Annotated in this window: 18 protein-coding genes; 10 read left to right on the plus strand and 8 right to left on the minus strand. The window is 72.2% G+C overall.

From position 1 onward, the window contains the following. Positions 1 to 65: 65 nt before the first annotated feature. Positions 66 to 941 carry a PDDEXK family nuclease gene (locus NIE111_RS19425; RefSeq protein WP_238685733.1) on the minus strand — a complete coding sequence of 292 codons (876 nt, stop codon included), beginning with the start codon at positions 939 to 941 and terminating at the stop codon, positions 66 to 68. A gap of 74 nt (positions 942 to 1,015) precedes the next feature. On the opposite strand from NIE111_RS19425, the gene NIE111_RS19430 reads away from it, so the two are divergent. The 5 genes from NIE111_RS19430 to NIE111_RS19450 are packed head-to-tail and all read left to right on the plus strand — an operon-like array spanning position 1,016 to position 3,535. Next, positions 1,016 to 1,297 carry a hypothetical protein gene (locus NIE111_RS19430; RefSeq protein ID WP_238685734.1) on the plus strand — a complete coding sequence of 94 codons (282 nt, stop codon included), beginning with the start codon at positions 1,016 to 1,018 and terminating at the stop codon, positions 1,295 to 1,297. Further along, positions 1,294 to 1,674 carry an Asp23/Gls24 family envelope stress response protein gene (locus tag NIE111_RS19435; protein WP_238685735.1) on the plus strand — a complete coding sequence of 127 codons (381 nt, stop codon included), beginning with the start codon at positions 1,294 to 1,296 and terminating at the stop codon, positions 1,672 to 1,674. Before NIE111_RS19430 ends, NIE111_RS19435 begins: the two co-directional genes overlap by 4 nt. Before the next feature lies 1 nt (position 1,675). Continuing rightward, the gene (locus NIE111_RS19440) at positions 1,676 to 2,197 is read left to right on the plus strand and encodes a DUF6286 domain-containing protein (RefSeq protein ID WP_238685736.1); all 522 of its coding nucleotides are present in this window, start codon (positions 1,676 to 1,678) and stop codon (positions 2,195 to 2,197) included. Then, entirely contained in the window at positions 2,194 to 2,754 is a 561-nt protein-coding gene (locus NIE111_RS19445; RefSeq protein ID WP_238685737.1) for a hypothetical protein, read from the plus strand. Before NIE111_RS19440 ends, NIE111_RS19445 begins: the two co-directional genes overlap by 4 nt. Before the next feature lie 55 nt (positions 2,755 to 2,809). Next, positions 2,810 to 3,535 carry a helical backbone metal receptor gene (locus NIE111_RS19450; RefSeq protein WP_238685738.1) on the plus strand — a complete coding sequence of 242 codons (726 nt, stop codon included), beginning with the start codon at positions 2,810 to 2,812 and terminating at the stop codon, positions 3,533 to 3,535. A 68-nt stretch (positions 3,536 to 3,603) separates the two neighbouring features. Here NIE111_RS19450 and NIE111_RS19455 read toward each other — a convergent pair whose 3' ends face one another. After that, complete coding sequence (locus tag NIE111_RS19455; protein WP_372488365.1) at positions 3,604 to 4,560, minus strand: TerC/Alx family metal homeostasis membrane protein; 957 nt, start codon at positions 4,558 to 4,560, stop codon at positions 3,604 to 3,606. A 214-nt stretch (positions 4,561 to 4,774) separates the two neighbouring features. Between NIE111_RS19455 and NIE111_RS19460 the strand changes: the two genes are divergently transcribed. Then, positions 4,775 to 5,167: an FKBP-type peptidyl-prolyl cis-trans isomerase gene (locus NIE111_RS19460; protein ID WP_238685740.1), complete on the plus strand. Its 393-nt coding sequence runs from the start codon at positions 4,775 to 4,777 to the stop codon at positions 5,165 to 5,167. Positions 5,168 to 5,247: 80 nt separating this feature from the next. On the opposite strand, the gene NIE111_RS19465 is transcribed toward NIE111_RS19460, so the two are convergent. Then, a complete protein-coding gene (locus NIE111_RS19465; protein WP_238685741.1) occupies positions 5,248 to 5,634 on the minus strand; it encodes an STAS domain-containing protein in 387 nt (128 codons plus the stop codon). 222 nt (positions 5,635 to 5,856) lie between these two features. On the opposite strand from NIE111_RS19465, the gene NIE111_RS19470 reads away from it, so the two are divergent. After that, entirely contained in the window at positions 5,857 to 6,873 is a 1,017-nt protein-coding gene (locus NIE111_RS19470; protein ID WP_238685742.1) for an SMP-30/gluconolactonase/LRE family protein, read from the plus strand. 102 nt (positions 6,874 to 6,975) lie between these two features. On the opposite strand, the gene NIE111_RS19475 is transcribed toward NIE111_RS19470, so the two are convergent. After that, the gene (locus NIE111_RS19475) at positions 6,976 to 8,244 is read right to left on the minus strand and encodes a L,D-transpeptidase (RefSeq protein ID WP_238685743.1); all 1,269 of its coding nucleotides are present in this window, start codon (positions 8,242 to 8,244) and stop codon (positions 6,976 to 6,978) included. Positions 8,245 to 8,928: 684 nt separating this feature from the next. Between NIE111_RS19475 and NIE111_RS19480 the strand changes: the two genes are divergently transcribed. Continuing rightward, the gene (locus NIE111_RS19480) at positions 8,929 to 9,894 is read left to right on the plus strand and encodes a sugar phosphate isomerase/epimerase family protein (protein ID WP_238685744.1); all 966 of its coding nucleotides are present in this window, start codon (positions 8,929 to 8,931) and stop codon (positions 9,892 to 9,894) included. 23 nt (positions 9,895 to 9,917) lie between these two features. Next, positions 9,918 to 12,017, plus strand: a complete 2,100-nt coding sequence (locus tag NIE111_RS19485) for a PQQ-dependent sugar dehydrogenase (RefSeq protein WP_238685745.1) — start codon at positions 9,918 to 9,920, stop codon at positions 12,015 to 12,017. 111 nt (positions 12,018 to 12,128) lie between these two features. Here NIE111_RS19485 and NIE111_RS19490 read toward each other — a convergent pair whose 3' ends face one another. The 4 genes from NIE111_RS19490 to pdhA all read right to left on the minus strand — a co-directional run bounded on the left by NIE111_RS19490 (position 12,129) and on the right by pdhA (position 17,569). Further along, entirely contained in the window at positions 12,129 to 13,814 is a 1,686-nt protein-coding gene (locus NIE111_RS19490) for a right-handed parallel beta-helix repeat-containing protein (RefSeq protein ID WP_238685746.1), read from the minus strand. A gap of 238 nt (positions 13,815 to 14,052) precedes the next feature. Continuing rightward, entirely contained in the window at positions 14,053 to 15,405 is a 1,353-nt protein-coding gene (locus NIE111_RS19495) for a dihydrolipoamide acetyltransferase family protein (protein WP_372488367.1), read from the minus strand. Continuing rightward, on the minus strand, positions 15,402 to 16,406 hold the full coding sequence (locus NIE111_RS19500; RefSeq protein ID WP_203119752.1) for an alpha-ketoacid dehydrogenase subunit beta: 1,005 nt from the start codon (positions 16,404 to 16,406) through the stop codon (positions 15,402 to 15,404). The genes NIE111_RS19495 and NIE111_RS19500 overlap by 4 nt, the downstream gene beginning before the upstream one ends. Then, the gene (gene pdhA / locus NIE111_RS19505; protein ID WP_372488369.1) at positions 16,403 to 17,569 is read right to left on the minus strand and encodes a pyruvate dehydrogenase (acetyl-transferring) E1 component subunit alpha; all 1,167 of its coding nucleotides are present in this window, start codon (positions 17,567 to 17,569) and stop codon (positions 16,403 to 16,405) included. The genes NIE111_RS19500 and pdhA overlap by 4 nt, the downstream gene beginning before the upstream one ends. A gap of 105 nt (positions 17,570 to 17,674) precedes the next feature. On the opposite strand from pdhA, the gene NIE111_RS19510 reads away from it, so the two are divergent. Then, the gene (locus tag NIE111_RS19510) at positions 17,675 to 18,181 is read left to right on the plus strand and encodes an Lrp/AsnC family transcriptional regulator (RefSeq protein WP_238685747.1); all 507 of its coding nucleotides are present in this window, start codon (positions 17,675 to 17,677) and stop codon (positions 18,179 to 18,181) included. The last annotated feature ends 6 nt before the right edge of the window (positions 18,182 to 18,187 follow it).

The following is an 18,187-nucleotide window of genomic DNA, read 5'->3' on the forward strand; positions in this document are numbered from 1 at the left end:
AAATTGCCGCGACCCGACACGGGAGCCGGCGCGGAGCAGGGATCAGCAGGTGAAACGGGCGCTGGTCAGTCGGCGCAGAGGTGGTCGAAGGCGAACCCGCCGACCAGTTCGTGGCGGCGCTGGCTCAGCGCGGCGATCTGCGCGGTCCACTCGGCGCGCGACAGCAGGTCGGCGACGGCGTTCTCTCGCAGTCGTTCCCCCACGGCGACGGCGGCGAGATCCTCGGCCAGTCGGGCCGCGTCGACGCCGCAGGAGAAACGGTGCTCGGTCACCGATACCTGCTCGATGAGGCACGCGTCGGGGCGTACCTGCACCCAGCTCCACCCCTGCGCCGGACCGTCAGCCCAGCGGACGTGCAGCCCTCGCACGATCGGGTCGGCCACCTGCCCTGCCACGTACGCCTCGACCGCCGCCGCGCGGGTCAGCGCGCCGAGGTCGTTGACCGGCCCGGTACGCCCGTCCGGCAGCCGGCCCAGGATGTCCCGAAAGCCCACCGGTGCCGGTTCGGTCCCGGCGGCGGTGGACCCGCCCGCGGCGTAGGCGCGCGCGTCGATCACGTACTCGACCAGGCGGCGGCCATGATCGGCGGCGTTCAACGTGGGCGACCCGATCCGCAGAACGGGCAGGCCGGCGGCCGCGCCCACCGCGTCCGTGAGTCGCTCCACGCGCTGCTCCGCCGCGCCGGGAGACGGCACCGGGCCGATCTGTACGGCGACGACCGGACGGCCGGTGTCGGCGGCGTAGACCACGAAGTCGAAGCTGGTGCGGCTCGCCGAGGTCCACTGGCTGCCGGTCACGCCGGGCGGGCGGCCCTGGAGCAGATCGCTGAGCCGGCGTGCCGCCAGGACCCGATGGCCGGCGCGGCTGAGCAGCGCGTCGCGCCCCGCCTCGGCGGGCATCGCCCGCAGCCAACCGCGGTCGTCGCTCCCGATGCTCGTCATCTGCCTGATCCATCCGCCGGTCGGTCGAGCCGGGCCGAGTCTAGGTGGTCGATCATGGGCCACCGACTTGCCCTGTGACGCGGATCACAGTAGCGCCGACGTTCCAGGAATGGCCGCCGGGTGTATCCAGCGACCGCCGGTACCTGACCGGCCCGGAGGTGACCATGTCGCGACAGCAGTTCGGCTTCCTCGCCGGGTTCCTCGCCGTGGCGGTCTGGGCGCTCGCCGGCGTCGGCGTGGCCGCCCTCGCCGTACTCGCCGGCCTGCTCGGCTGGCTGGTCGTCCGGGTGCTCGACGGCGACCTCGCGGTGACCGGTCTCGGCGACCGCCGCCCCGACGCTCGGCGGCCCCGATGACCACCCGCCCGTCCGCGAGGACGAACCCCGGCACCGGACTGGCCGCCGGGGCGACCGGTGCGGAACGCCCAGCGGGCGACACCGCGGACGTCGCGCGGATCGCGGTGCAGGCGGCCAGCCTCGTGCCGGGCGTTTCCGTCGTCCGCCCGGCGGCGGTGCGCCTGGATGACCGGTCCGTCGCACTCGACCTGCACCTGATCACCTGGTACGGACACAGCGTGCCGACGATCGCCGAAACGGTGCGGGCGGTCGTCACCGAGCGGGTGGCCGCCCAGACCGGGCTCAGCGTGGCGGTGGTGACCGTCACCGTGGACGATCTGCTCGTCCCCGGCGTCGACTCCTCCGGCGTCGGCACCGCCACACCGGAGGACGGCTGAGATGCGCACCGCCAACCGGGTCGCCTCGTTGCTGCTGGCCACCGCCCTGCTTCTCGGTGGTGCGGCGGTGGCCGTCCAGGCGCTCCTGCTCACAATTCACCGACCGACACCGCTCGACACCAGCGGCTGGCTCGACGCGCTGAGCGGCACCCGGTGGGACGACCCCACCGTCCGGGTCGTGGCCGGCGGGGCTCTCCTACTGGGCCTGCTCATCCTCGTGGCCCAACTGCGCCGCTGGACGCCGGTCCGCCTGCCCGCCGACGAGCGCGACGGCTGGTACCTGCACCGGCGCTGTGTGGAACGGCGGCTCGCTGCCGCCGCCTGCGCGGTGCCGGGCGTCCGCCGCGCCCGGGTCCGGGTCCGACGGCGCGGCGGCCAGTGGCGCCCCCGGGTTCGCGCGACCGGCGACCCGGCGGCCCGGGCGGAAGTCGAGTTCGCCGTGCACCAGGAGTTGCGCCACCTCACCGCACCCCGCCCGGCCCGGATCGACGTCCGGCTGCTGCCTCGGCGACGGCCGGCGTGACCAACGCCGGGCACCGACTGCTGTGGACCATCATCGCGCTGCTGCTGGTCGCTGGCGGCGCGGCGGCGCTGACGGCAAGCCTCGGCACGTTGCCCGGTGCTGACCCGGCGGCGGTGCTGATCAGCGTCGCGCTGGTCGACCGGTGGCGGTTCGCCGCGCCGTGGAGCACCCTGGCCGCGGCCGCCGCCGGAGCGCTGTTCGCGCTGGCCGGGCAACGCCTACTGACCCGGGAGCTGCGGGGCCCGGACGGCACGCTGCGTGGCACCCTGAGCCACCCCGGACGTCGGCCGGGCCGAACCCGGCTGGCCACCGACGTCCTCGTCGACGCGCTGGTACGCGACCTGACCGGCAACCCCGGGGTGCGCCGGGCCCGGGTGGTGCTCACCGGCGCGCCACCGCACCCCGACGTGTGGATCCGGGTGGACCTCACCGCCGACGCGCCGACCGCCGGCGTACGCGAGCACGTCCGCGCCGCGGTCCGCCGATTCGCGGCGACGACCAACTGCCAGCCCGCGCACCTCGACGTGACCGCCCGCATCGAGCCGGGCCGCACCTGACGCGACGCCGACCCGAGGGGCATGATCGGTGTCGGCGGCGAACGGAGGTACACGGGTGCGAGTGGTGTCGCTGGTGCCGTCCCTGACCGAGGCGGTGGCGCTGACAGTGCCGGGAGCGCTGGTCGGGGCCACCGACTGGTGCAGCCACCCGACCGGTCTCGACGTGGCCCGGGTCGGCGGCAGCAAGTACCCCGATCTGGACCGGGTGCGCGCGCTGCGTCCGGACCTGGTGCTGCTGAACGTCGAGGAGAACCGCCGGGCGGACGCGGAGGCGCTACGGGCGGCCGGCGTACCGGTGCGGGTCACCTACCCACGGACCGTTCCCGGCGCGTTGACCGAGCTGGGCGACCTGCTGACCGAACTGGGTGCGCCGACGGAACCGGACTGGCTGCGGGCCGCCCGGCGGGCGTGGGCCACACCGCCGCGACTGACACCGACCCGCCGCGCTGTGGTGCCGGTCTGGCGTCGGCCGTGGGTGGTGCTCGGTGGCGACACGTTCGCCGGTGACGTGCTGCGCCGCCTCGGCGTTCTCAACGCCTACGACGAGCATCCCGAACGCTATCCCCGCCCGAGCCTCACCGAACTCCGCGAACGAGAGCCCGACCTGGTGGTCCTGCCCGACGAGCCGTACCGGTTCACCGCCGACGACGGGCCGGAGGCGTTCCCCGGCGTACCGTGCGCCCTGCTCTCCGGGCGGCACCTCACCTGGTACGGCCCGTCCCTGGCCGAGGCGCCCGCGCTGCTCGCCGACCAACTGTCCCGGCCGGTGCTGGTCGGCTGACCCCGATGGTGGGGAGGTGGCCCGGCGGCTCGGCCAACGGCGCAGGGCTCAGCCAACGGCCCGGCGGCTCAGCCGTCGGTTCGGCGGTGGGCGGCCAGTGTGCTGGCGCCGATGGAGACGGCCAGGGTCAGCAGCACCACGGCCAGGGTCAACCAGACCGGCAGCTTGCCCACCGGCGTCTCGGCGAGAATCAGCTTCAGCCCGGCGAAGGCCAGTAGCAGCGCCAACCCGTACCGCAGGTAGCCGAAGTGGCGCAGCAGGCCGGCGAGGCAGAAGTAGAGGCTGCGCAGCCCCAGGACGGCGAACGCCGTGGCCGTCCAGACCAGGAAGGTGTTTGTGGTGATGGCAAGGATCGCCGCCACCGAGTCGATGGCGAAGACCACGTCGGTGGCCTCGATGGCGACGAGCGCGACAAGCAGTAGCGTCGCCACCCGTCGGCCGCCCACCCGGGCGGTGAACCGGTCGCCGTGGTAGCGGGCGTCGGTGGGCACCAGCCGCCGGAACAGCCGGACCACGACGTTGCGTTCCGGGTCGACGTCCGGCTTTCCGCGTACGGCCAGCCGCCAGCCGGTCCAGATCAGGAACGCACCCAGCACGAACCCGGCCCAGGCGAGCCGGTCCAGCAACTCGGCACCGGCGAAGATGAACAGCAGCCGGAAGACGAGTGCCCCCACGACACCCCAGAACAGCACCTTGTGCTGATAGCCCGACGGCACCTGGAAGTAGGCGAAGAGCAGCGCGAAGACGAAGACGTTGTCCACCGAGAGCGCCTTCTCCAGCAGGTAACCGGAGTAGTACGCGATGGCCGGGTCACCGCCGAGGCCCCACCAGACGACCAACCCGAACAGCAGACCTGCGCCGATCCAGACGGCGCTCCACAGCAGCGCCTCGCGGAGCTCGATGACATGGTTGTCCCTGTGCAGGAGCACATCCACGGCGAGCAGCACCGCGATCACCGCGCCGACCGCCGCCCAGGCCCACAGCGGGACCGCGACCGTCGCCTCAGCCACCGACGCCCTCCGCATCGACCACCGCGCACCGCCCGTCAACCAGGCCGGCCGGCCCTTTCCGAGCCTAGGTGAACGCCCGACCCGGCATCAGACGGTCGAACGAAGTCGGTGCACGACCGGAGAATAGGGCGGCGAGGCAGGTTGCGGGTCCGCCGTACATCGGTGAGGGGTGATCCGGCAGGATCGACGGTGACCGGACACATCACCCAACACGGCAGGAGATCCCCGCATGACCCAGGCAGCAGGCGCCCAGTCGGGCAAGCCCGAGGTTGGTCCGATCGAGGGTGCACCGCCGGCCGACCTCGTGATCGAGGACATCACCGTGGGCGACGGCCCGCAGGCCGAGCCGGGCCAACTGGTCAGCGTGCACTACGTCGGCGTGTCGCACTCCACCGGCGGCGAGTTCGACTCGTCCTGGAACCGGGGCGAGGCGTTCGACTTTCCGCTCGGCGGCGGTCAGGTCATCGCCGGCTGGGACCAGGGCGTCGCCGGCATGCGCGTCGGCGGTCGCCGCCGCCTGACCATTCCGCCGCACCTGGGGTACGGCGACCGGGGCGCCGGCGGCGTCATCAAGCCGGGTGAGACGCTGGTCTTCGTCGTCGACCTGCTCGGCGTGAGCTGACCGATTGTCGGGGTCGCCGGCCAGGCCGGCGGCCCCGCCCCCCGGGTGCGACGGCGGCGGGCCCACCTCGTCGACCAGCGTCAGGCGGCCAGTTGCAGGTCCGTGGTCGCGACCACCGGACGACGCGCCGCCTCGATCGGCGTGGTCAGCTCCAGAATCGGCATCACACGGTGCAGCCCGCTGACGCGCAGCACCCGTGCCACCACCGGGCTCGGATCGACAAGGACCAGCTCGCCACCACGGGCCCGCACGCGCAGATGCGCCGCGAGCAGCGTGCGAATGCCGGCGGCGGAGAGCAGCCGCAGCCCGGACAGCTCCAGTTGAAGCACCGGGCGGGCCGGCGCGGACCACAGCGCGGACCGGAACGCGGCCACCGTGGCGATGTCGATCTCGCCCGCCACCCGCACGAGGACCATCTGGTCACCCACGCTGACCTGCACGTCCAGCCGGTCGCTGTGCTCTTCCATGCTCAGAAATCTAGCCCCCACCACCGACACTTTCGCCCCTCCACGGAGTGATTCCGGGTACGCCCAGGGGCATACCCCGAGGTACCCCACCTCCCTCTCGGGGTGGAGTCAGGGGCCCGGGCGGCGCGCCGACCTCTCCGGGGGTGGAGTCCGAGCCCGCGCGGCGCGCCGTGGGGGCTCGGACTCCGGGGGTCGGCAGGCATTCGGGTGGAGAATAGGTCGATGCTGATCCCCCGGCCCCGGCCGCCCCGGCTGATCCGCCCCGTCCGCGAGCCGGCGACCAGCCCTCCGGCGCTGGCCGGCGCATGGGCCCCCACCGACCGCCGGCTCGACGAGGCTGAGTTGCTCCCCCTGCCGGCGGGCGCCGTCGGCCCCGAGGACGTGCTGATCGACGGCGCCGGGCGGGTGATCAGTGGCGACGAGGACGGTCGGCTCTGGTGGTGGCCGGTCGACGCGCGGGCCGGCACCCCACCCCACTTGCTGGCCGAGACCGGGGGCCGGCCGCTCGGCATCGAGCTGGACCCGTCCGGTGAGGCCCTGGTGGTCTGCGACGCGTACCGCGGGCTGCTGCGGGTCACCCCGGACGGCGCGGTACGCGAACTGACCGGCACGGCACCCCCGGTGCACCTGGCCAACAACGCGACGGTGGGCCGTGACGGCACCATCTACTTCACCGACAGCTCCGACCGGTTTCCGGTCTCGCACTGGAAGCGAGACCTGCTGGAGCACCGTCCCAACGGGCGGGTGCTGGCCCACCATCCGGGTAGCGGCCGCACCGAGGTGGTGACCGACGGGCTGTACTTCCCCAACGGGATAGCGCTGACCCCGGACGAGTCGGCGCTGATGCTGGTGGAGACCAGCACCCACCGTCTGCTGCGGGTCGAGCTCGGCGGCGGTGTGCGGGTCCTCGCCGACCTGCCCGCGTACCCGGACAATCTCGCCTCGGTGGGTGACGGAACCTACTGGATCGCGCTGCCCAGCCCCCGTGTGCCGATCGCCGAACGGCTGCTGCCCCATCCGCGGCTGCGCCAGATCGCCGCCCTGCTGCCCGACGCGATGCAGCCGCAGCCACGCCGCTACGGGCTGGTCGCGCTGGTCGACGACGCGGGGACGGTCCGCCGGACGCTGCACGGTCCGAACGGGCACTACTCGATGATCACCGGGGTACGCCAGCACGGCGACCACCTCTGGCTGGGCAGCCTGACCGGGTGCGGGGTGGCCCGCGTACCCCTGGGGTAAATGGCGACGGGGCCGGTCCGGCCCGTGGGGTGATGGCCGGGGCGGCGACGGGGCCGGTCCGCCGTGGTGGCGGGCCGGCCCTGTCCTGCCGTCAGTGGTGTCTCAGCGGCCGCTGACCGAGGGCGCCGGTGCGGGCGAGCCGCCGGCCACCGCGCCCGGGTGGGCCGGGGCGACCGGAGCGGGCTTGAGCCCGGGCGGCACCGGCAGGGCGCTGCCCCGGGCGAACTCGTCCCAGCTCACGTTCCACGCGGTCCAGCCGTTGCCCGGCTGTAGCTCCACCTCGGTGCCCTTGACGGTGACCAGGTCACCAACCTGCGTCACCCCCATCAACCAGTCGGCGGCGGTGGCGGAGACGTTCGCGCAACCGTGCGAGACGTTGGTGTTGCCCTGGTCCCCCTCCGACCAGGGGGCGGAGTGGATGAACTCGCCGCCCCAGGTGTAGCGCTGGGCGTCGTCGACGTCGACCACGTAGCCACCGTCCGGCTCACCCCGGGTGTCGAAGGTGACCCGCTCGTGCTTCTCCATGATCACCATCTTGCCGCTGGAACTCGGCGTACTCGACTTACCCAGGCTCACCGGGATCCGGCGGACCTGCTTGCCGTCGCGCAGCACCGTCATCTGCTTGGTGGCGTTGTCGATCTCCAGTGAGACCTGCCGTCCGATCTTGGACGTCGCGGTCCGCTCGGCGTCGCCGACCAGCTTCTTTCCGATCGGCAGACCCTCCAGACCGGCCCGGACACTGATCGTGGTCCCGGGCTTCCAGAAATCGGGGGCCCGGTAATAGACCTGACTTCCATCCTCAAGCCACGACCAGGCACCCGGTTGTGGCGGATTCGTCTTTACGAACAACCGCCGCTGGACATCCGCTCTGGCCTCTTTCGGAATTCCTGGGTCGAACGCCACCGTTACCGGCATCGCCGTGCCGTACGTCCGATTGCCGTTGAAATAGAGAGTGCTGGTGATCTGCGGTTTGGTCGATTTGGCCATCGTCGTGAACGTGGTGGTGCGCGTGGTGGTGGCACCGGAGTCACCGGTCGCTGTCACCTCGGCGGTGTAGGTCCGTCGTGGTAGCAGCGGGGCGCTCGGCACCCAGCCGGAGCCGTCCTCGCGAGGCTCGGCGTTGACCTGCTTGCCCTTGTCGTCGGTGAGGCGTACGCCGGTGACCCGCCCGCCTGTGACCACGGTGCCCACCTCGGCGCTGACCGGGACGTCGCGGGCCTTGTCCCCCGGCGTCACAGCGAGCTCCGGTGGGGCGGCGTGCTTCTTGGCCGAGCCGGTCGCCGAACCCCGGTCGGCGGTGCACGCACCCAGGACGAGTGGTGCCGCCGCGATGGTTACCGCCAACAGCGTCAATCGCCGCCTAGACGTCATGTTCAGTCCCCCCGTTTTCGACTTCCCTCCGCCACATTCTTGCCCGCTTCAGCGGGCCATTAGCGCCATTCAGAAATAATCGGCGGCGCATTTATCGACGCATTTTCCGACAATGCTCCGCTTGGCCGGAACAGGGGTTCAACCGACCTGTGTCATGCGCTTTGCTCCGCTTGAGCGACGCAACGTCGACTGTCCGGTTGGCGGGGGACGGCGGCACTGTCGGCCCCGCTTCATGATCGAGTCGCCTTCACGGATGTCGTGGCATCCCGGTCGCCCTGACGCCGCGACGTCCAGGAACCCGAGTGGATCACGTCCCGGGGCGGGCCGGGCGGAACGCGCGCGGCGCGGTGGGCACGGGAAGTAGAAGGTCAGGCCGGGTGGCGCACCTCGTGGGCGGACTTTTGTCAGTTGAAGCGAAACTTCCGGCGAACGCGACAAAGCTTTGCCTTCGTCCGGAGGCAAGGGTAAGGTCTCGATCTAGATAGAGGGTTGCCCATTCGTCGATCAACTTGCCGCCACCTCTGCCGGGTCGCCGCGTTCCGCTCCCGATGGGTCCGGGCCGCACCCGCGCCGTCCTCACCGTCCAGCCGGAGCCCGCCTCCGGCCGGTTCGGCGCGCCCGGCGGACGGCAGTCAGGTCGACCGCCGCCGACGGCGTACCAGCCGTCAGGAAGGGACCACCACCATGGATCAACAACTCAACCGACCGGGGCCGACACCGGCGTCCGAGCCGGTCAGCCGGCGTGGAGTGCTGCGCGCCGCGACCGTCTCCGCGGCCGCTGTCGGCGCCGCCGGTCTACTCGGCGGCACTGCCGTCGCCGCGCCCGCCGCATCCACCGGGCAGGCCCAGGGCCGCCGCCGGGTGCCGGTGGACCGGATCAGCATTCAGCTCTACACGCTGCGTGATCAGCTCGCCGCCGATCTGCCCGGCACCCTGGACGCGCTGCGTCGGATCGGCTACCGGCGAGTGGAGCACGCCGGTTTCGTCGGACGCACCGCCGCACAGTTCCGGGCCGCGCTCGACGAGGCCGGGCTGCGTTCCACCTCCGGTCACGTCGGCATCCCGCAGCCGTTCGACGCGGCCACCTGGGAGCAGGCTCTCGCCGACGCCAACGTGGTGGGCTGCAAGAAAATCGTCCACCCGTACTTCGGTCGGGACGCGAGCGGTCAGCCGATCCGGGACCCCGCCGTCTACCGTGCCCTGGCCCGGGACCTGAACCGCGCCGGTCGGCTCGCCGAACGCGCGGGGTTGGACTTCGGCTACCACAACCACCAACTCGAGTTCGTGCCGCTGACCGGCGGCTCGACCGGGTTCGACATCCTCAGCTCGCAGACCGATTCCCGGCTGGTCCACTTCGAGCTCGACCTCTACTGGACCTGGCGGGGCGCCCATGACCCGATCGACGTGATCCGGGCCAACCGCGGTCGGATCCGCCAGGTGCACGTCAAGGACCTCGACGTCGAGGGTGGTTTCGCCGACCTCGGCGACGGCGTCATCGATTTCGGCCGCATCTTCGCCCACGAGCGGGAGGCCGGCATCGAGGAGTACATCGTGGAGCGTGACGACGCGGGCACCGCGCCCCGCTCCCCCGCCGACGCCCTGGACACCGCTCGCGTCGGCTTCGACTATCTCGCTTCACTTCGGTACTGAAACCACCCCGGGGGACTCACCTGATGAATAGGACCGCATTCGCGTCCGCCCTGCTGTTGGTGACGGCCGGTCTGGTCGTACCACAGTCGGCAGCGTCCGCAGCGCCAGCCGCGCCGCCGGACAGCAGCTTCCAGAAAGTGACACTGAACGACTTCCCGGGCGAGCCGATGAGCCTCGCCGTCCTGCCCGACCTGCGCGTGCTGCACACCTCCCGCACCGGTGAGGTCCGCATCCACGACCCGCGCACCGGGCTGAACACCCTCGCCGCCGACATTCCGGTGTACGAGCACGACGAGGAGGGGTTGCAGGGCGTCGCCATCGACCCGAACTTCGCCCAGAACAAGTGGGTGTACCTCTACTACTCGCCGCCGATGGACACTCCGGTGGACGACCCGGCGACCCCGGGTGTCAACGAGGGGGACGCGCCGGAGACCGGCACCGAGGCGGACTGGCAGCGGTTCAAGGGCGCGCTGCGGCTGTCCCGGTTCAAGCTGGACGGGATGAAGCTGAACCTCGCCAGCGAGCAGCAGATCATCGACGTGCCCACCGACCGGGGCATCTGCTGCCACGTCGGCGGCCAGATCGACTTCGACAGCAAGGGCAACCTGTACCTGTCGACCGGTGACGACACCAACCCGTTCGCCTCCGACGGCTACATCCCGATCGACGAGCGGGCCGACCGCCACCCGGCGTACGACGCCCAGCGCACCTCGGCCAACACCAACGACCTGCGCGGCAAGCTGCTGCGGATCAAGGTGAAGGCCGGTGGTGGTTACACGGTGCCGGCCGGCAACCTGTTCAAGCCGGGCACGGCGCAGACCCGCCCGGAGATCTACGCGATGGGGCTGCGCAACGCGTTCCGGTTCGCCGTCGACAGGCGTACCGACAACGTGTACGTGGGCGACTACTCCCCGGACGCCTCCAACCCGAATCCGGAGCGCGGGCCGGCCGGGCACGGCCGGTGGATGCTCGTCGACAAGCCGGCCAACTACGGCTGGCCGTACTGCGTGACGCCGACGATCGCCTACCGCGACTACGACTTCGCCACCGGCGAGTCCGGCGCCAAGTTCAACTGCAAGCGCCCGGTCAACGACTCGCCGAACAACACCGGCAAGCGCGTACTGCCGCCGGTCGAGCAGCCGGAGGTCTGGTACGCGGCCGCCCCCTCGGCCGAGTTCCCGCAGCTGGGCACCGGCGGCATCTCTCCGATGGGTGGCCCGGCGTACGAGTACGACGGGACCAGCACGTCGCGCACCCGCTGGCCGGCCTACTACGACGGGGTGCCGCTGTTCTACGAGTGGTCCCGCGACTACATCAAGGAGTTCCGCCTCGACTCCGACGGCGACGTGACGGACATCCGTCCGGTGGCGCCGTCGCTGGTGGTGGACAACCCGATGGACATGGAGTTCGGCCCGGACGGCGCGCTCTACGTCCTGGAGTACGGCGACGGTTACTTCGCCGAGAACCCGGACGCCCAGCTGTCCCGGATCGACTTCGTCCGGGGCAACCGGACGCCGATCCCGAAGATCAGTGGCACCCCGACCGTGGGGCAGGCCCCGCTGACCGTCGCGTTCTCCAGCGCCGGCACGACCGACCCGGACGGCGACAAGCTCAGCTACGCGTGGGACTTCAACGCGGACGGCTCGGTGGACAGCACGGCTCCGAACGCGAGCTGGACGTTCCCGGAGAACGGCTCGTACACGCCGACGTTGAAGGTCACCGACCGCACCGGACGGTCCGCCTCGGCGTCCCTGCCGCTGGTGGTCGGGCCGACCGCGCCGATCGTCGAGTTCGTCACCCCGGAGGCCGGGCAGCCGTTCCAGTTCGGGCAGACGGTCGCGTACGAGGTGAAGGTCACCGACGACCTGCCGGTGGACTGCTCCCGGGTGAAGGTCACCTACGTGCTCGGGCACGATGAGCACGGGCACCCGCTCTCCACCTCGACGGGTTGCTCCGGGACCATTCCCACCTTCCTCGACGGTGGACACAGCGGCGCGGACAACCTGACCGCGGTGTTCGTCGCGGAGTACACCGACGCGCCGACCGACCCGGGCGTACCCGCCCAGTCCGCTTCGGCGACCGTGGTGCTCGACCCGACCCCGGTGGCGGGTCTGGCCGGCTGATCAGCTCAACCATGACAGTGGCGGCGGCCGGATCCTTCCGGCCGCCGCCGCATGTCGTTCAGCTCCAGATCTCGCTGGCACCATCGCCGGGGCATCACAGACGGCGGCCGGTCAGCTCCAGTCGCTGTCCACGTGGTTGTCCCGCCACCGTCCGCCCACCGGCGGGGTGTCCAGTCGCATCCCCTCGTCGGCGTTGCCGGCCAGGTCGTTGTCCTCGACCCGGCAGTCCACGCAGCTGCCCCGCTCGGTGATCCACAGCCCGTGTGTCTGGGTCGGGTTGTCGTGGTTGTCCCAGACCCGGTTACCTCGGATGGTGGCCGAGTCGAACGGCGCGTCGATGGTGATTCCAGCCCGCAGCTTCGGCGCGGCGGCCAACTCGTATCCGCATCCCGGAGGCGGCACGTCCCCGCTCCACGCGCTGAACGCGTCCGGGCGGACCGGGGCGAGGGTGAGTTCGTCGCCGGTGTTGGAGGCGACCATGGCCACTGCCTTCCCGACCCGCAGGACCTTGCCCCGGTGCCCGTCGTGCGGCCAGTTGGCCGACCTGTCGACCAGGCACCGCTCGCTGTAACGGACGGCGTCGCCGGTACCGCCGGTGCCCTCGCCGTACTGCCGTCCGTTGTTGCGGATCCGGTTGTTCAGGACCACCGCGTCGGTCATCTGGTGGTCGATCCGGATCGCGTCGAGGCCGTTGCCCCAGAACTCGTTGCTCTCGATCACCACGTCCCGGATCGAGCCCCGGTAACCGCGCCCGAGGTCGTGCGAGTGATAGCCGTGCCGGCCGTTGCCGCTGATCCGGTTGCCCCGGACGGTGTACGGGCCGGGGCTGTTGCCGATGCTGACCCCGTCGCACATGTTGCCGTCGATGACGCAGTCGGTGAGCAGCCCGCCCCGGCCGGCGACCGACGAGGTGCCCTGCGCGGACACGTCGAAGCCGGTCTCCAGGTTTCCGGTCATGGTGCAGGCGGAGACGATCAGGCCGTCGGCGCCCCAGTCGGAGATGCCGAAGCGGTTGCCCTGGCTGTGGCAGCCGATGATGCGGTAGCCGCGCGGCGGCGGCCAGTAGTCCTTCTGCAGCTCCAGGAAGATGCCGTTGGTGCCGTTGGCCAGGGCGGTGCAGTTGGCGATGGTCAGCCGCTCCACCGTCCCCCAGCCGCCGATGCCGATCCCGATGCCGGCGCCGCCCATCTGCTCGCCGTTGTCCAGTCGGCCACAGCCGACCACCACCACGCCGTCGATCAGGGAGTCCTGGAGGAAGTCGCAGCCCAGCCCGGTGGCGGCGGTGTGGTGGATGTAGAGGTTGCGGAAGACGCCCCGCACCATGTACTGGATGCCGAGGCCCTTGGCCAGGTAGTTGTACTCGGCCATGGCGACGCCGGAGCCGTCGATCTGGAAGTCGGAGAAGGTGCAGTCGGCGATGTGCCGGTCCCGGTCGGCGCCGTGCTGCACTGTGGTCCAGAAGGCCAACGGGGTGGGGTCGGCCCGGTTGCCCTCGTTGCTGAGCATGAACCGGGTCGCCGCCGGGCCGGCACCGATCAGCGACACACCGCTGCGCCACACAGTGCCCGCGTCCCGGATCGAGTAGATGCCCGGCGGGCAGTAGATGACCCGGGCCCGTCCGTCCGAGGCGTACCCGGCGCCGAGGCGGTCCACGAGCGCGGCCAGCGCCGGCTGGTCGTTCGTCGCGCCGTCACCGGTGAGCCCGTACTCCAGCGCGTCGCAGTACAGCGGCGCGCCGGCCGAGGCGGGCCGTCGTACCCGGACCGAGTTCAGTAGCAGCTCGTTCGCCACGGCCATGGGCGGGCTCCCTTCGACGCGTTCGGTGCGCTCCGGCGGGGCCGACTTCCCGGTGACGCCGCCGGGAAACCCGGCCCGGTGAGGCCGCCGGGAATCGCCGGCCCGACGACACCGCCGGGAATCGCCGGCCCGACGACACCGCCGGGAATCGCCGGCCCGACGACACCGCCGCGGGGAACCCCGGACGTGCGCCGGCCCCGGCGCCGCACGGGCGGCGCCGGGGCCGAGGGGGTACGCGTCAGACGGCGGCGATCAGCAGAGCCGGTCGCTCCACGCAGTCGGCGACGTGCCGCAGGAAGCCGCCGGCCACCCCGCCGTCGCAGACCCGGTGGTCGAAGGTGAGGCTGAGCTGCGTCACCTTGCGGACGGCGAGCTGCCCGTCGACCACCCACGGCTTGTCCACGATCCGCCCGACCCCGAGCAGGGCCGCCTCGGGGTGGTTGATGATCGGCGTGGAGCCGTCGACGCCGAACACCCCGTAGTTGTTCAGCGTGAAGGTGCCACCGGTCAGCCGGGCCGGGGGCAGGCTGCCGGCCCGCGCGGCGGCGGTGGTCGCCGCCAGTTCGGCGGCCAGCTCGGCGGTGGTGAGCCGCTGGGCGTCGCGCAGCACCGGCACCAGGAGCCCCCGGTCGGTCTGCGCGGCGATGCCGAGGTGCACCCCGGCGGACTGGACGATGCGTTGCGCCTCGGTGTCGACCCGGGCGTTGAGCTGCGGGAACCGGCGCAGTCCGCTGAGGCAGATCCGGGCCAGCAGGGCCAGGATGCTCACCGGCGCGTCGGGTGTCGCGGCGTTGATCGCGGCGCGGGTCTCCAGTAGCCCGGTGGCGTCCACGTCGACCCAGATGGTCACCTCCGGGATCTCCCGCCGGCTGCGGGAGAGCTTGTCGGCGATCACCTTGCGGACACCGGTCAGCGGGACGATGACGTCGCCGTCCGCGACCGGGGCCGACCCGACCTGCGGGTCCGGCACGGCGGCGAGCCGGGCGGCGGGCGCGGTCATCGCGGCCTCCACGTCGGCGCGGCGGATCACACCCCCGGGTCCGGTGCCCCGCACCGTGTCGAGGTCGACGCCGTGCTCACGGGCCAGCCGCCGCACGATCGGTGAGATGACCAGGGCGGCAGCAGGCGGTGCCGGGTCGCCGGACGCCGCAGCCGCGCCGCCGGCAGCCGCGCTGGTCGGGCCGAGGTCGGCCGGTTCGGGGGCCACCGCCAGTCGGGGCCGACGCCGACGGCGGGTGGCGGAGCCGTGGCCGGTGCCGTACCCGATCAGCACGTTGCCGGAGCCGGCGCGCTCCTCCTCGCGGTAGGTGGCGTGCCCGGCGGGCTCGTCGCCCCCGTCCAGCGGCGCGATGGTGATCAACGGCTGGCCAACCGGGCGTACCTCACCGGCCGCGCCGTGCAGGGTGACAACCCGCCCGGCGTACGGGCAGGGCACGTCGACGACGGCCTTGGCGGTCTCCACCTCGACCACGCTCTGGTCGACGGTGACCACGTCACCCACGGCGACCCGCCACTCGACGATCTCGGCCTCGCTCAGCCCTTCGCCCAGGTCGGGCAGGAGGAAGACCTGCGTCCGTTCGACGATGGTCATGCCGCCGCCCAACGCGCGTCCGGCTGGTCGTCCCACTGGAGGCGGGCCACCGCGTCGAGCACCCGGTCCACGCCGGGCAGGTGGGTGTGCTCCAGCATCGGCGCCGGGTACGGGATGTCCAGGCCGGCGACCCGCAGCACCGGGGCGTGCAGCGCGTGGAAGCAGCGCTCCTGCACCCGGGCGGCGATCTCCGCGCCGACGCCCGCGAAGCCGGGGGCCTCCTGGATCACGACGCACCGGCCGGTACGGCGGACCGAGGCGGTGATGGTCTCGTCGTCGAACGGCACGATGGTGCGCACGTCGACGACCTCCAGGTCCCACCCCTCCTCTCGGGCGGCCTCGGCGGCCTCCAGGGCGACCGGCACTGCCGGCCCGTACGCCACGAGGGTGGCGTCGCGTCCGGGCCGGCGCACGACAGCCCGGCCGAACGGCTCGTTGCGGATCGGCAGAGACGCCTCGGCGCTGGCGAAGTAGAGCTTCTTGGGCTCCATGAAGACCACCGGGTCGGGGTCCTCGATCGCCTCGCGCAGCAGCGAGTACGCGTCGTCGACGGTCGCCGGGGTGACCACCTTCAGCCCGGGGGTGTGCGCGTAGTACGCCTCGGACGAGTCGCAGTGGTGCTCGACTCCGCCGATCCCGCCCGCGTACGGCACGCGGATGACGATCGGCACGCTCAGCGCGCCCCGGGTGCGGTTGCGCAGCTTCGCCACGTGCGAGGCGATCTGCTCGAAGGCCGGGTACGCGAACGCGTCGAACTGCATCTCGACCACCGGGCGCAGGCCGGACATGGCCATGCCGACGGCGAAGCCGACGATGCCGGCCTCGGCGAGGGGGGTGTCGAAGCAGCGGTTCTCGCCGAAGCGGGCCTGGAGGCCGTCGGTGATCCGGAAGACGCCGCCGAGCGCGCCGACGTCCTCACCGAAGACGACGACCCGGTCGTCGGCGGCGAGCGCGTCGGCGAGCGCGGTGTTGAGCGCCTTCGCCATGGTGGTGGCCATCAGGCGTCACCCTCCTCGGCGTGGGCGGCGGCCAGTTCGGCGCGGACCTGCTCACGCTGTTCGATCAGCTGCGGGGTGGGCTCGGCGTAGACGTGGTCGAAGAGGCTCAGCGGGTCGACGGTGGGCTGTTCGTTCATCCGGGTCCGCAGGTCCGCCGCGTACGCCTCGGCCTGCTCGGCGATCTCGGCGACCGCCGCGTCGTCGAGCACACCGCGGGCGCGCAGGTAGGTCTCCAGGCGGGCGACGGGGTCCCGGTCCCGCCAGGCGTCGACCTCGGCACCGTCGCGGTAGCGGGTGGCGTCGTCGGCGTTGGTGTGCGGCTCCATCCGGTAGGTGTGCGCCTCGACCAGGAACGGTCCCTTGCCGGCCCGGGCGTGGGCGACCGCGCGGGTGAGCACGGCGAGCACCGCGACGGGGTCGTTGCCGTCGACCTGCTCGCTGGGTACGCCGTAGCCGACGCCCTTGTAGGCCAGCGACGGCGCGGCGGTCTGCCGCGACAGCGGGACGCTGATGGCGTACTTGTTGTTCTGCACGAAGAAGACCACCGGCGCCTTGAACACGGCGGCGAAGTTGATCCCCTCGTGGAAGTCGCCCTCGCTGGTGGCGCCGTCGCCGATGAAGGCCAGCGCCACGGTGTCGCGACCCTGGTACGCCTCACCGTGCGCCAGCCCGGCGGCGTGCACGCACTGGGTGGCGAGGGGGGTGCACTGCGGCGCGGTGTGGACCTCGGTCGGGTCGTAGCCGCAGTGCCAGTCGCCGCGCAGCAGGGTGAGCACCTCGACCGGGTCGATGCCTCGGGCAACCAGCGCCATCGACTCGCGGTACGTGGGGAAGACCCAGTCGGTGTCGTGGACCGCGAGGACCGCGCCGACCTGGCACGCCTCCTGACCCCGCGAGGAGGGGTAGACGGCGAGCCGGCCCTGCTTGGTCAGGGCGGTCGCCTGGGTGTCGAAGCGGCGGCCGAGCACCATCCGGCGGTACAGCTCGCGCAGCACCTCGGCGGGTGGTTCGGGGTAGTCGGCGCGGGCGGGCAGCGGCGTGCCGTTCTCGGCGAGCAGGCGGACCGGCTCGGCGTCTGGCAGCAACGAGCGCGCCGGGTCGGGCGGGGTGACCGTTCGACGGGCGCGCGGGGATGCCCTGCGGACCGCCTGGGGAGTGGTCGTCACGGCGGAACCTCCTGGGACGTGTGGTGAGCCTATGCTTCCGCTTGTGGATGATTGACTCAAGATCGACACGGAAGGCGGGACGGTTGGCATGCGGAGGGCCGAGCAGTGAGCCAGGAGACCGCCGACGAAGCAAGCCGGGGCGCGGGATCGGGACGATCGGCCCGAGCCCTGGACGAGGTCGACCGGCGGATCCTCGACGAGCTGGTCCGCGACGGTCGGACGTCGGTGCGCACCCTCGCCGAACGGATCCACATCTCCCGCACCAACGCGTACGCGCGGGTGGAGCGGTTGCTCCGCGACGGAGTGATCACCGGGTTCCGGGCCCAGGTGGCACCCGAGGCGGCCGGGCTGGGCACCTCGGCGTACATCGCCCTGACCATCGAGCAGAACACCTGGCGGGAGGTGTCGGCCGAGCTGGCCCGGGTGCGCTACATCGAGCACGCGGCGCTGCTCGGCGGTGACCACGACGTGCTCGCGCTGGTGCGCGCCCCGGACAACGCCGCGCTGCGCGACGTGGTGCTGGGCCGGGTGCAGAGCATTCCCGGGGTGCTGTCCACCCGCACCTGGCTGGTCTTCGAGGAGTTCGACGGGGCCGGCAGCCCCTGGGCGTGAGCGCCG

Source organism: Micromonospora hortensis (assembly GCF_022230935.1).
GTDB lineage: Bacteria > Actinomycetota > Actinomycetes > Mycobacteriales > Micromonosporaceae > Micromonospora > Micromonospora hortensis.